Source organism: Corallococcus sp. AB038B, from assembly GCF_003668955.1.
Lineage (GTDB): Bacteria > Myxococcota > Myxococcia > Myxococcales > Myxococcaceae > Corallococcus > Corallococcus exiguus.
In genome coordinates this window covers 336,947-349,928 of record NZ_RAWO01000008.1, presented here as the reverse complement: position 1 = coordinate 349,928, position 12,982 = coordinate 336,947, and the positions used below count along the sequence as shown (strand labels likewise).

At 65.5% G+C, this 12,982-nt stretch carries 9 protein-coding genes; 4 read left to right on the top strand and 5 right to left on the bottom strand.

The genetic code is table 11. The features are described from left to right. The first annotated feature begins 91 nt into the window (after window positions 1-91). Window positions 92-649: a cysteine hydrolase family protein gene (locus D7Y04_RS28660; protein WP_121761365.1), complete on the top strand. Its 558-nt coding sequence runs from the start codon at window positions 92-94 to the stop codon at window positions 647-649. A gap of 49 nt (window positions 650-698) precedes the next feature. Here D7Y04_RS28660 and D7Y04_RS28655 read toward each other — a convergent pair whose 3' ends face one another. The 5 genes from D7Y04_RS28655 to ada all read right to left on the bottom strand — a co-directional run bounded on the left by D7Y04_RS28655 (window position 699) and on the right by ada (window position 7,075). Continuing rightward, window positions 699-1,763, bottom strand: a complete 1,065-nt coding sequence (locus D7Y04_RS28655) for a DUF3103 domain-containing protein (protein WP_233601618.1) — start codon at window positions 1,761-1,763, stop codon at window positions 699-701. A 717-nt stretch (window positions 1,764-2,480) separates the two neighbouring features. Next, window positions 2,481-3,092, bottom strand: a complete 612-nt coding sequence (locus tag D7Y04_RS44135) for a hypothetical protein (RefSeq protein WP_147454572.1) — start codon at window positions 3,090-3,092, stop codon at window positions 2,481-2,483. A gap of 116 nt (window positions 3,093-3,208) precedes the next feature. After that, complete coding sequence (locus D7Y04_RS28645; protein ID WP_147454571.1) at window positions 3,209-4,024, bottom strand: hypothetical protein; 816 nt, start codon at window positions 4,022-4,024, stop codon at window positions 3,209-3,211. 1,240 nt (window positions 4,025-5,264) lie between these two features. Continuing rightward, on the bottom strand, window positions 5,265-6,005 hold the full coding sequence (locus D7Y04_RS28635; protein WP_121761323.1) for a 2OG-Fe(II) oxygenase: 741 nt from the start codon (window positions 6,003-6,005) through the stop codon (window positions 5,265-5,267). Beyond that, window positions 6,002-7,075: a bifunctional DNA-binding transcriptional regulator/O6-methylguanine-DNA methyltransferase Ada gene (ada, locus tag D7Y04_RS28630; protein WP_121761322.1), complete on the bottom strand. Its 1,074-nt coding sequence runs from the start codon at window positions 7,073-7,075 to the stop codon at window positions 6,002-6,004. The genes D7Y04_RS28635 and ada overlap by 4 nt, the downstream gene beginning before the upstream one ends. A gap of 230 nt (window positions 7,076-7,305) precedes the next feature. Here ada and D7Y04_RS28625 point away from each other — a divergent pair, with 230 nt between their 5' ends. The 3 genes from D7Y04_RS28625 to D7Y04_RS28615 all read left to right on the top strand — a co-directional run bounded on the left by D7Y04_RS28625 (window position 7,306) and on the right by D7Y04_RS28615 (window position 12,979). Beyond that, the gene (locus D7Y04_RS28625; RefSeq protein WP_121761321.1) at window positions 7,306-10,578 is read left to right on the top strand and encodes a C45 family autoproteolytic acyltransferase/hydolase; all 3,273 of its coding nucleotides are present in this window, start codon (window positions 7,306-7,308) and stop codon (window positions 10,576-10,578) included. 147 nt (window positions 10,579-10,725) lie between these two features. Next, window positions 10,726-11,346: a TetR/AcrR family transcriptional regulator gene (locus D7Y04_RS28620; protein WP_120596180.1), complete on the top strand. Its 621-nt coding sequence runs from the start codon at window positions 10,726-10,728 to the stop codon at window positions 11,344-11,346. Window position 11,347: 1 nt separating this feature from the next. Then, the gene (locus D7Y04_RS28615; RefSeq protein WP_121761320.1) at window positions 11,348-12,979 is read left to right on the top strand and encodes a DHA2 family efflux MFS transporter permease subunit; all 1,632 of its coding nucleotides are present in this window, start codon (window positions 11,348-11,350) and stop codon (window positions 12,977-12,979) included. The last annotated feature ends 3 nt before the right edge of the window (window positions 12,980-12,982 follow it).

The following is a 12,982-nucleotide window of genomic DNA, read 5'->3' as shown; positions in this document are numbered from 1 at the left end:
CCGGATTTGTCCATCCGGACACTCCCGCCAGGGCGCGGGCCCGCGTATTCGACGTGGCGACGCATCATGACCCGAATGAAGGAGGACGTCCGTGGAGAACACCGCGCTGCTGCTCATCGACATCCAGAATGACTATTTCCCCGGGGGACGGTTCGAACTGGAGCGCTCCGATGCCGCGGCCACCCAGGCCCGGGCGGCCTTGGACTTCTTCCGGGAGCGCGGCCTTCCGGTCATCCACGTGCGCCACGAATCACCGCAGCCAGGCGCCACCTTCTTCCTGCCGGGGACCCCGGGCGCGGAGATTCATCCTCGAGTCGCGCCTCGACCGGGTGAAGCGGTGGTGCTCAAGCACTTCCCCAATAGCTTCCGCGAGACGGACCTCCAGGAACGCCTGCGGACCCTGGATGTGAAGCACCTGGTGGTCGTGGGAATGATGACCCTCATGTGCGTGGATGCCACGGTGCGGGCGGCAGCGGACCTGGGCTACACGGTCACCGTGCTGGGGGATGCGTGCGCGGCCCGGAGCCTGGAGTTCCAGGGCCAGAGCGTGCCCGCGCCCCAGGTCCATGCCGCGTTCCTGGCGGCGTTGGGGATGGGCTACGCCAGGGTCCTGCCGACCGCCGACTTCCTGGCCCAGGCCGGACGCTGACCGAAGGGGTCGAGCAGAGCCGCCTCGATCCCCACGGGCCCGCGGACTGCTACTGGCCCAGGAGTTCGTACGGCCTGAGAGTCACCACCGCGTTGCCGCGTGCACCGCTGTAGTTGGTGTAGGTGTGGTTCTTCTCCAGGGTGTAGAACGAATCGACATAGTCGTCGTCGTTGGTGAACCATTCACCCGGCATGCGATCCACCAGCCCGCTGCCCAGGGACACCAGGGCGCCGATCTCCGGCTGGCCAATGGCGGTCAGGATCTGGCTCGCGACATTGAACAGGTAGCTCACCAGATCCTGGTAGCTGGTGTTGTCGTCGTGCTCCATGAGGATGACGTTCGCCGCCGCCCAGCGGTAACGCTCCCAGAAGATCAGGACCTGGTTCGGGGAGTAGGTCCTCCCGTCCGTGTCCAGATAGGGCATGTCGACGATGTCCAACTGCGGTGCGTCACGGCTGGGGTCGACACCATTGACGATGGCATAGACCTCCGCGTTACCGGAGATCCACGGCTCCTCGTCGTCGTTCAGGTAGATGCGATCGAGGATCGTCACCGGCGTGCTGGGCGCCGCGGCGGCCGTGTCCCGGACGGGCAGGGGACGTTGCCCGAGGGCCACGAGGTGCTCGCGCATCAGCTTGATGCCGGCGGCCAGGTCCCTGCGCGCGTCGATGTCCACCACCAACACCGGCTGTTCGGGCATGCGGTGCACGTCGAGGCGGTGCACGCGGCCAAGGCCATCAAAGGCCTCGATGAATCGCCACTGGGAGTCATTGCCATCCGGTTCGTACGCGTAGAGGGGTTCAACGCCTTGCTGCAATGCCGCCAGCATGGACGCGCTGGCCAGACGAAGCTGCAGCAGGCTGTCGAGCTCCCGATCGATGCCCTTGAGCCGACGGATGTTCAGGTCCGCTCGCTCCGCCACGCCCGTGACGGAGGACGGGGCCGACACGGTGCTCAGCCACTGCTTCAGATCCACAGCGAGGTGCTCGCCACTCAAGCGGGAAGCGAGAGCCTTTCGCAGCACCGTGTCCTGCTTCGCCAGGGTCAGCGCCACCTCGCGCTTGTCGGCGGCCAGTGACACGCTGATGCGTTCGCGCAGCGCCGCTGGCTTCATTGCCGCGGCTTGAGCTTGGCGAGCTACGTTCACGCAAACGAACAGCGCGATGACCATCCCTATCCGTTTCATTGGACTCTCCGGCGGGTGAGCGAGTGTGCTGGGCCAGCAGCCGCAGGTGCACGGCAACGCTGCCCCGGGCTATTATTCCGCACAGCCTGCATTCGTGTATATAGAAGAAAAAGCAGGATTACGTGAACCGCTCCCCGCGAGGCCGTCTCGCTCATTCGCTCCCATGATCGTCGTGCCGGCGCGTTCCAGTCATATCCATCCCCTCGCATGCCGCTTGCGCACAGCGGACTCGCGAGAACTTCAAGCGACAACTGCCGAGGCTCCAACGGCCGTTCTGGAACGCCTCCTACGTCAATCCGCGCCTTGCCTCACGCTTCTCGGTCAGACGGGAGGCATTGTTGGGATGTTCGGCGCTGTCCCAAGCCACTCCCAGTCAGGCGAAGCGTGGCTCCTCGGGACGAACGAATTCATGACGAACCCGACATCAATCGTGCGACTGACCTTTGAGTGGATCCCGAAGCTCCACCAGCGATACCCTTGCCTATGGTGCAACGTGGACAGCAGAAACGATGCCCATCTCCGTTGGTTGCGCTGGGCAGGCTTTGAACAAACGGCGACGCTCGACCCACATGGCGTCGAAGGACGGCGCTTCTATTGTTTTGCACGGTTTGCGTACACAGCCATTGGCCGGCGGTGAGGGGGCCGTCAGGGGTGAACATCCGCTGCCGCACATCCATCGTCTGGCGGATGAGCGAGTTTTTCTTGAATCATCTGGAGTGGCGGAGCAGCGCCCTGGCGAGCCCCAGCGAGCTCTACCCGGAGCCTGACGCTCGTCCCCTCAGCATCCCAGCCATCAACATCACCAGGAGCGAAGACAAAGAATTCAAACTCCGTGGGTGATACCCAGCGGCCATGGCCGTAATGATGAGGCTCGGGCAATTCCCCAGAGTAATGCAGCGTTACGAACGGAGGGCGGCGGCCTGCCAGGTAGTCTTGCAGGGCCTCCAATTCGACAATGTGATAGCCCACCGAGCGCCCCAAGAAGAGAGCGACATAGCGACAACCCGGAGAGAAGATGTTGCAGTTCCAGTCGGCAGGGAAAAGTAGTTCTTCAGGTTTGAACTCCAGTTCTTCGCCGCGCGGGAACTGAAAGCGCAGGGAGTGAAAACCGAATACAGGCGAAAACTCCCTTGGGACCGGCTCACCGAACCAGCGGGCAATGACATCCTTGGATGTCCCTGCCAATGAGCAACGCAGCGTCGCAAGAGGAATGTCTGCGGACGTTTCGATGGCCGCGGGGCTGGCATCGGTGGGCACGTCAACCCTGCTCCGTGCATCGTCGCCAGTGGGGTCTTGCCCTCGGGAGCAACCCCCTTTCGCCCCGCAGGCTACAAGGAGGCCCAAGGCGAGCAGCATACATATGCGCATGGGGTTCAAGTCCTCCAGGCCCTTTCGACATCAGCACGTGGAGCAACGATAGCGCCGCTTCCCCACCGACCCAATCCGCCCCAGGATTCGAGAGGCGTGCCTTCCATGACCTTCTCACTCTTGCTCGGTTGGTCCCAATGGACTTCGTACACGATCCCCGAAATGATGAGGCACATGTGAAAACCGCCATGCGCGGAGAACACGCCAAAAGCGACTCTCCTTAGCCGCTTCAAGTCCTTGGTGTCCTGAGGGGTTGAGCTGTCTTTCTCGGGGGCGTAGTTGACAGTCAGTTTGTCAATGCTGACTCCTGGGTAGTTCCGGGCATTCCCAGTTGCCTTGTAATATGATTTCGCTTCCCTTGCCTTCAGGTAGGCGAATGACTGCTCGGTGTTGGGGGCGCTCTTCCATTCGTATTTCGGGTACTTGGGATCTGGAGCCCAGAATATTCCCTTCCACGCCAGCTTTTGCTGGAGTGCTGCCTGAAGATCGATTCCGGAGGGCGCCGTCGCTCCTCTAAGCTTCATGTTCGCCCGCATCTGGGTCTTGATCTGGCCCCAGACCTCAGTCTGCTTTTGCTGCTTGAATGTGTCCGAGAGCACCTCGATGACGTATTCGGTGCAGTCGGTCGCAATGACGGAGGTCGTTGGATCACTGGACTTGTTCCCCTTGTACAACCCAGTCCCTTTCTCCAGGACCGCCAGACGGTGCGCGACGTCCTTGAGCACGGTGAAGGCTGCGGCAACCTCACCCAGGCTCTTTCCAGAGTCCTTCGCGGTGATGGCCTCCAGTCGAGTCTTCTCCGCCTTGAGCGACGCAATCATGGAGTGTTTGGAGTCTGTGCATCCGGCAATACACATGGGCGGCCTCCTTCTACTTCCAACCCCGGTCACGAAGCTCTTGCTGGAGGTGATTCTGAAGTCCCAAGAAGAGTTTCTCGGGGCTCCCCCTCACTTCTCGGAGCTGCGGGAAGCGAGGATCCTGGAATGCTCCTCGGCCCATGGCGAAGCTCACCGCGACTTGAACCGCCAGGCTCTTACCGGTGGTTGGTTTGTTGGAACATCCCTGGAGAAATGTCGCAGTCTGCTCCAGCGCGTCGGTTGCAGCACTCTCCATGCGCTGGGGATAGAGGTCGAGAAGCAAGCGGCGCATCCGCTCAACAAAACCGGCTCCGCCGGATGGGAGTGAATCGAGGCGAAGCTGTGTGGCTCTGAACAGGGCATTCCGCAGATGCTCTGAGTCCTTCCCCAGGACTCGTTGGAAATACTCCGTCGAGGCCCCATACAGCGAACGAACCCGTTGATGCTCGGCGATGGGATACGCGGCGGAGGGTGTGTTCCTGAGAGCGGTATGGGCCCAGGGGTGGAATGGGTCCTCATCGAAGGCGACGCCCAGTTGCATCATCAGCCCGGCGTACAACTGGAGACTGTGATCGTCAGTGAGTCCGTAGCTCCGGGCGCGATAGATTCCAAGCTGAGCGAGCTGACGAACTCCTTGAGGCCCCATGCGAGCGGAGGGGCCAGCCGCGAACTCTGGGAGATAGGTGAGGAGGATTCGCTCCGACAATCCAAACCCAGGTGCCGGAGCGATACTGTTCATGGAGACACGTCCGACGGCAGCAGGCTCCTCGATGTCTCCGACATGATAGGTCCCGCCATTGGAGGAACTTGCAGCCGAAGTCAGACGTAGAAGAGCTCCCGCTGAGAGGATCCGCTGGCGAGAGTGCGCGGGTCCGCCCTCCATTGTGAGGGTAATCTTCCGCCGCGCGACCACCAAGTCTCCCGCTTGGAGCTCTTTGAGCTTGTCTCTCGGTGCCATCGTGGGTTCCAATCAAGCATGGCACGCTCAAAAATAGCAAGATGCGGAGCGCCAGACTCAATCGCTCGACGATGCAGTGGCTGAATGCAGTCGCGAGAGGGCGAAGAGAGTCTGGGGGAACCCGCCTCAATGAGTAGGTTGATGACAATGCTGCGTCTGGTTTTCAGTCGCTCGCTCGCGCCCAATCGGCATGGCATGACAACGCGATATGCGTTGCCATGGCAGGATGTTCTGTCTGATTGATGCTCAGGCGGCGTCGTGGAAGATGATGCCCACCGTGTGCCTCATGCCGGAGCGTACGCGGCTGACACCGTGTCGCAGATTGACGCGGTAGGTGCCTCGCGTGCCCTGGACCGGGCGATGATGCACCGCGAAGACGACCGCGTCTCCCTGACGTAGGGGGACGACCTCAGCCCGTGACTGCATTCGCGGACGCTGCTCCGTCAGCACGAACTCGCCACCGGTGAAGTCCCGTCCGGGTTCGGAGAGGAGGACGGCCACCTGGAGCGGGAAGACGTGCTCGCCATACAGGTCCTGGTGCAAGCAGTTGTAGTCGTCCGCGCCGTAGCGCAGGAGCAGGGGCGTGGGCCGCACCTGCCCGGCTTCGTGGCATCTCGCGAGGAAGTCCGCGTGGATGTCCGGATACCGCACGTCGATGCCCATGGCCGTGTTCCAGCGGTTCGCGATGGGCGCCAGGCATGGATACAGCGCCGTGCGCAGTTCCGTCACGGCCTCCGGCAGCGGATGGTCGAAGTATTTGTATTCGCCCCGGCCGAACCCGTGCCGCGCCATCACCACGCGGCTGCGGAAGGCATCCTCCACGTCGTAGAGCAGCGCCAATGCTTCGCACTCGTCCGGCGTGAGCAGGTGCTCCAACACCGCGCACCCACGGGCATCCAGTTCCCCGCCCGTCGCCGCCCAATCCACCGCACGCACCCGCTCGGCGATTCCAGCCACCGAGCGAACCGCGAGTGCTCGCGCCCTCATCGCTGCGCCTCTCGCTCCAGCAGCGCACGCTTGCGCTCCACGCCCCACCGGTAGCCAGACAGCGCGCCGTCGTTGCGCACCACCCGGTGACACGGAATCACCACCGCCAGCGCGTTCGCGCCACAGGCCTGCGCCACGGCCCGCACCGACTTCGGCGAACCAATGCGCTCCGCGATGTCCATGTAGCTCGCCGTCTTCCCGGCCGGGATCTCCCTCAACGCCTGCCACACACGCTGCTGGAACGCCGTGCCCCGCACGTCCAGGGGCAGGTCCAATCCCACGCGCGGTGCCTCCACGAAGCCCACGACCTTCGCGACCAACTGCTCGAACTTCGCGTCCCCGCCCACCAACGTCGCCTGCGGAAAGCGGTCCTGGAGATCCTTCGCCAGCGCGTCCGGCTCATCCCCCATCAGGATGGCGCACACGCCCCGGTCGCTCGTGGCCACCAGGATGGGGCCCAGCGAGCACTCCGCGACAGCGAAGTGGATCTCCGTGTTCGCGCCCCCGGCGCGGAAGTTCGTCGGTGTCATGCCCAGGACCTGGCTGGAGGTTTCGTAGAAGCGACCGCTCGAATTGAAGCCGGCGTCGTAGATGGCCTCGGTGACGGAGCCGCGCTTCGTCAGCCCCGTGCGGATCCGCTCCGCCCGCTGCGCCGCCGCGTAGCCCTTCGGCGTCAGCCCAGTGACGGCCTTGAACACCCGGTGCAGGTGATACGGCGACAGCCCCGCACGCTCGGCCAGCTCCTCCAGGCTCGGCATCTCTTCAGCGGCCTGGATGAAGCGGCACAGCTCGGCCACCCGGTCCGCGTGCTTCACGGCGAGCGAGGGCTCCCCCGGCTTGCACCGCTTGCACGCCCGGTACCCCGCCTGCTCCGCCGCCGCCTCCGTCGCGTGGAACCCCACGTTCTCCGGCCGCGGCGTCCTCGCGCCACAGGACGGGCGGCAGTACACACCCGTCGTCCTCACGGAATAGAAGAAGCGCCCATCCTCCGCCGCGTCCCGCGCGACGACCGCCGCCCAGCGCGGGTCGCCCACCGTCGCCGCCGCGAGGGCCTCCGTCTTCGTCGCCATGCTCTGCCTCCTTTCGATGACCACGAGGCGAAACCTAACCCCCGGTTCCCAGGCCAGCACTCCGCGCCTTGCGGTCGAATTCGGACCGTCATGGAACAGGGCGTCATGTCGTGAAGCTGTCCAATCGCGCCGGGAGTGAACCTCTCGCCATGCTCACGCAATGCGTGCCAGCACGCCCGCGTACGACGTGACAGGATGCCGCACCCTTTCCTCCTTCCCATGAGCAAGCCATGTCCCACCTGCGTCTGATGTGGAAACGCTCCCGTCTGCTCTGGCCCACCCTGGCCGCCTGCGCCTCGGCCACCGCCTGGGCCGCCCCCGCGTCCATCGCCGTCCCCAACGCCGGCTTTGAAACCGCCGCCGCCACCGGCCTTCCCCAGGGATGGACGTCGTCGGGCCAGGGCAAGGTGTCCGCCCGCACCGACGCGAAGTCGGAGGGCAGCCGCAGCCTCGTCATCGAAAGCCCCCAAGGCGGCGCGGAGACCACCGTCGTGTCCGAGCCCGTGAAGCTCCAGGTGGGCCGCCTCTACCGGCTCTCCGCCTGGGTGCGCACCAAGGGCGTGCAGGCCGATGCGCAGGCCCGCTACCCCACGGCGCTGGGCGCGTGTCTGTCCATGCAGAGCTTCCCCTTCACCAACTGCTCTCCTCCGCAGGGCGCGGACTCCAGCGGCCGCGTGCAGGTGCTGTTCTTCGCCACCCAGTCCAGTGATCGCGTGCGCGCGCACCTGGGCCACAACGGCAAGGCCACCGGCACCGCGTGGTTCGACGATGTGAAGGTGGAGGAGGTGGACGACATCACCTCGTACATCCCCATGGAGAGCGTGCGGTGGGCCGGCAAGGGCTTCCGCTACGACGACGGCGGCTGGGTGTACGTGCACATCGAGGGCGAGCCCTACGAGCGCGGCCGGCAGTACGGCGAACTCGTGTCGCAGGAGATCGTCCGCTACATCGAGAAGCTGGGCATCCAGAAGGACAAGGCGGACGCCGCGAAGGGATGGGCGCAGGTGCGCCTGCTCGCGGACTCGCTGTTCCTGCGCCGCTTCGACCCCGAGTACCTGGAGGAGATGAAGGGCATCGCCGACGGCGCCAACGTGGGCGGCGCGAAGTTCAAGGGCCCGGATGGCAAGGAGCGCGACCTGGACGTGCTCGATGTCGTCGCCATCAACTCCGCCGTGGACCTGGGCCAGCTGGAGGACGCCAACCGCGTCACCGCGTCTCCGCTCTCCGGCCGCACCTTCCTCAAGGGCGAGGATGAGAACGGCCGGGCAGGGGAGGGCGACCACTGCTCGTCCTTCGTGGCCACCAAGTCCGCGACGAAGGATGGCCGCGTCGTCATGGGCCAGATCTTCATGTGGAACGGCTACACCGGCGTCCACTGGGACGTGATGCTGGACGTGCAGCCCACCAAGGGCCACCGCTTCGTGATGCAGACCTTCCCGGGCGGCATCCACAGCGGCTCCGACTGGATGCTCAACGACGCGGGCATCGTCATCGGCGAGACGACCGTCGGCCAGACGCCCTTCAACATCGACGGCACCCCGCAGAGCAACCGCATCCGCAAGGCCGTGCAGTACGCGAACTCCATCGACGACGTGGAGCGCATCCTCAAGGACCGCAACAACGGCCTCTACACCAACGACTGGACGCTCGCGGACACCAAGACGGATGAAGGCGCGTGCCTCCTGCTGGGCACCGCGAAGACGCGGCTGTGGCGCACCGGCAGCAAGGGCAAGGCTTCGGACACGCCCGGAAACCTCAAGGACTTCATCTGGGCCAACAACAACAACCGCGACCCGGAGGTCCGCAAGGAGTCCGTGCCCAACTCGAGCAACGCTCCGGTGGACCTGGCCTTCAACACCTGGAACCGCGACATCGCCTTCCAGGAGGCCTACGCGAAGTACGGCAAGGGCGGCTTCGACGTGGACAGCGCCACGCGCATGATGGCGTCCAGCCCCATCAACCGGCCCCACGCGTGTGACGGCAAGGTCACCACGTCGGAGATGACCGAGAAGCTGATGTTCCTGGCCCACTACGGCAAGACGACGCTGCGCGAGAAGATGGTGGGCAGCCGCTGGATTCCGGACCTGCCCGGCGCCACCCCGCACCTGTCCCTGGGCTACACCGCCTTCAGCCCCATCTACGTGGCGGATCAGCTGAAGGCCGCCAAGGCCAAGCAGAAGCCGGAGCCCAAGGCGGACAAGCCCAAGCGCGACTTCGCTCGCGTGAAGGATTCGCTCGGCTTCGACGAGAAGAAGCTCTGGGCCAACACGGTGTTCCCCGCCACGGACGCGGACAACTGGTTCGGCAGTGGCTCGGCGGCGTACTGGACGCTGCTCCGGGACCTGCCGGAAGGGGATGACCTCTCCAAGGCCTTCGATGCCCAGCGTGACGCGCTCGCGGACCTCAACGCCCGCTACCTGTACGTCACGGCCCGCGAGGGCGACGTGGTGCCCACCGCCGCTCGCACGGACTACGGCCGTTATGGCCAGTACGCGGTGCCTCGCATCAAGGGCACGTACCTGCTGCACCAGCTGCGGCTGACCCTGGGCAACGCGAAGTTCGCCAAGGTGATGGACGCGGTGCACACGAAGTTCGCGAACAAGAAGCTCACCACCCAGGACTTCATCCGCACCGCTTCGGAGGCCGCGGGCCAGGACGTGGGGCCGTGGGTGAAGCAGTGGGTGGAGCGCGGGGGCCTGCCCGCGCCGCGCCTCACCTCCCGCGCCCAGAAGGCGAAGGAGGGCTTCGAGGTGACGCTGAAGGTGGAGCAGTCCGGCACGCCCTGGCGCTTCGCCACGCTGGTGGAGGTGCAGACGGAGAAGGGCGCCGTGCTGGAGCGCGTGGAGGTGAAGGGCGGAAGCGACACCTTCACCGTGAAGGTCCCGGACCGTCCGGTGCGCGTGGTGTTCAACGTGGGCAACGACATCCCCGTGGCCCGCGAGCGCTACCAGACCCTGGCCAACACGCTGGATGACTGGGACAAGCTCCTCTTCGTGTACGGCTCCGCGCGCCAGGTGGAGTCCATGCGCACGCTGGCGACGAACTACCGCGAGCAGCTGGCGGACGCGTCTCCGGAGCGCCTGGCCCCGCTCAAGCCGGACGCCGAGGTGACGGACGCGGAGCTGGCGGACCGCGACCTCGTCGTCTTCGGCGGCCTGGAGGACAACGGGCTCATGGCGCGCCTGGCGGCGGAGAAGAAGCTGCCGGTCGAACTGGGCCGGCGCTTCTTCCGCTGGCAGGGAAAGACGTACGGCCGCGCGGATGACGGCCTCGCGCTGGCGCTGCCCAACCCCTGGAACCCGAAGCGGACCATGTACCTCTTCGTCGCCAACAGCGGCCTGGAGCTGTGGCACATGACGCGCTCGTTCCAGCGCGGCCTCCAGAGCTGGGCGCTGTTCCGCGCGGGCGAGGTGAGCGGCAAGGGCTTCCACGCCACCGAGGGCCTCACCCAGGAGCTGTCCGTGGAGCTGCCCGCCCCCAAGCTGGGCATGCTCACCCCCTGAGACGCCGTCGCTGAAATCCAGAAGCACCCAGGAAGGGCCGGCGGAGCGCACTCCCGCCGGCCCTTCTTGCGTCCGGCTGCTTCCTCCCTCTGGAACTCCAGGCCGATTTGACTCCAGCGGGGAGAAGGTTAAATCTCCATTCAGAGAATGAATCGAGATTCAAAATCTGAGGCGCCCGTCAAAAAGCTGCGCTCTCGTCTGAAGGAAGCCACCGCTGACGCCATCCTGTTGGCGGCCGCGGCGGTGTTCGCTCGCGACGGCCTGCACGCGGCGAAGATGGAGTCCATCGCCGAGCAGGCAGGCGTGTCGGTGGGGACGCTCTACAACCACTTCACCGACCGCGCGGCCCTGCTGGACGCGCTGCGCGCGAAGCGCCGCCAGATGATGCTGGACCGGCTGGACGCGGCCCTGGCTCCCGTGGCGGAGCGGCCCGCTCGCGAACAGCTGCGCGCCTTCGTGACGGCGCTGTTCGCCCACGCGGCGGAGCGCGACGCGTTCGTGCGGGTGCTGGTGCAGCTGCCGGAGGACCCGGCGCGCAAGAGCCGCATCCTGGCGGAGCTCAGCAAGCGCGTGTCGGTCATCCTCGACCGGGGCATCCAGGCCGGGGAGGTCCGCGCGGAAGGGCGCGCGTTCTACCCGAATCTCCTGATGGGAATGGTGCGCGGCGCATTGGACCGCCTGCGCGAGGACGACGCCGCGAACCTTCCGGCAGCCGCCTGGGCGGAGGAGATCCTCCGCGTCTTCTTGAAGGGCATCGAGGTCGACTGACATGGCGACAGCCGTCGCAACACCGGAGGTCCTGGCGCCGGCAACGCCCAAGGCCCCCGTCAACAAGTGGCTCGTCACGCTGTCGGTGACGTTCGGCACGCTGATGGGCGCCATCGACTCGTCCATCGTGAGCGTGGCGCTGCCTCAAATCCGCGGCGCTGTCGGCGCCACGGTGCAGGAGATCACCTGGGCCACCACCGGCTTCGTCATCGCCACGGTGATGGTGATGCCGCTCACGGGCTTCCTGGGCCGCATGTTCGGCCAGAAGCGCGTGTACCTGGCGTGCCTGGTGCTCTTCGTGGCGGGCTCGTTCCTGTGCGGCTTCGCGTGGAACCTGCCCACGCTGGTGCTCTTCCGCTTCCTGCAAGGGTTGGGAGCAGGCGCACTCCAACCCACCGAGCAGGCCATCCTCCGGCAGACGTTCCCTCCGAAGGAGCAGGGCACCGCGATGGCCATCTTCGGCATGGCCGTGATGGTGGGCCCCGCCATTGGTCCCACGCTGGGCGGCTACATCGTGGACAACTGGCACTGGTCCTGGATCTTCTTCATCAACGTGCCGGTGGGCATCCTGGGCTTCTTCATGGTGGCCCGCTTCGTCCAGGAGGACGAACAGCTGCGAGCCACCGCGCGCCAGGAGGCCGAGAAGCAGCGCAAGCACATGGACTGGTCCGGCATCACGCTGCTCTGCATGGGCCTGGCCTCGCTCCAGTACTTCCTGGAGGAGGGACAGGCGGATGACTGGTTCGAGTCCCCCATCATCATCATCTGCGCGCTGCTCTCCGCCACGTGTCTCATCGCCTTCGTCATCCGCGAGCTGACCGCGGAGGCGCCCGCGGTGAACCTGCGCCTGTTCAAGGATCCGGTGTTCGCGTCCGGCACGCTCCTGGGCGCGCTGGTGTTCGCGGTGCTCATGGCCAGCATGTTCCTGCTGCCGGTGTTCATGCAGGAGCTGCTGGGCTTCACCGCGACGCAGTCCGGCCTCTCGCTGATGCCTCGCACGCTGGTGATGATGGTGATGATGCCCATCGTCGGGCGGCTGTACGGCAAGGTGCCGGCGCGGGTGTTGGTGGGCATAGGCATCGTGTTCGCGGGCTTCGGCGCGTTCGAGATGAGCCACTTCTCGCTCGCCACCGGCTCCAGCAACATCATCGCGGCCATCGCGCTGCAGGGCGTGGGCTTCAGCATGATGTTCGTGCCGCTCAGCGCTACGGCGCTCGGCAACATCCCGCGTGAGCGGATGGCGGACGCGACGGGCCTCAACTCCCTCTTGCGCCAGATTGGCGGGTCCGTGGGCCTGGCCATCTTCACCACGCTCCTGTCGCGTTACACCGTGCTGTCCAAGGCCTCCATCGCGGCGCACCTGAACCCGGAGCGGTGGGAGGTGGCCAGCCGCATGGCCGCCACGCAGAAGGGGCTCATGCAGCACGGCCTGGATGCCGCGAGCGCCAGCATGGCCAGCCTCCAGATGATGGTGGGCAACGTGTCTCGGCAGGCCATGGTGCTCGCGTTCGACAAGCTCTTCGTATTGGCGTCGCTGATGTTCGTGGTGGTGCTGCCGCTCATCTATTTCCTCAAGGACCCCCCGAGCGTCGGGGGCTCCCACGAGAAACCGCACATCGACGTGGAGATTTAAGAC

What these genes read in the sequence shown, in the direction of transcription:
- D7Y04_RS28615 (WP_121761320.1), top strand. Translation starts at nt 11,348, where the DNA reads ATGGCGACAGCCGTCGCAACACCGGAGGTCCTGGCGCCGGCAACGCCC.
- D7Y04_RS28625 (WP_121761321.1), top strand. Translation starts at nt 7,306, where the DNA reads ATGTCCCACCTGCGTCTGATGTGGAAACGCTCCCGTCTGCTCTGGCCC.
- D7Y04_RS28645 (WP_147454571.1), bottom strand. Translation starts at nt 4,024, where the DNA reads ATGATTGCGTCGCTCAAGGCGGAGAAGACTCGACTGGAGGCCATCACC.
- D7Y04_RS28655 (WP_233601618.1), bottom strand. Translation starts at nt 1,763, where the DNA reads ATGAAGCCAGCGGCGCTGCGCGAACGCATCAGCGTGTCACTGGCCGCC.
- ada (WP_121761322.1), bottom strand. Translation starts at nt 7,075, where the DNA reads ATGGCGACGAAGACGGAGGCCCTCGCGGCGGCGACGGTGGGCGACCCG.
- D7Y04_RS28635 (WP_121761323.1), bottom strand. Translation starts at nt 6,005, where the DNA reads ATGAGGGCGCGAGCACTCGCGGTTCGCTCGGTGGCTGGAATCGCCGAG.
- D7Y04_RS28620 (WP_120596180.1), top strand. Translation starts at nt 10,726, where the DNA reads ATGAATCGAGATTCAAAATCTGAGGCGCCCGTCAAAAAGCTGCGCTCT.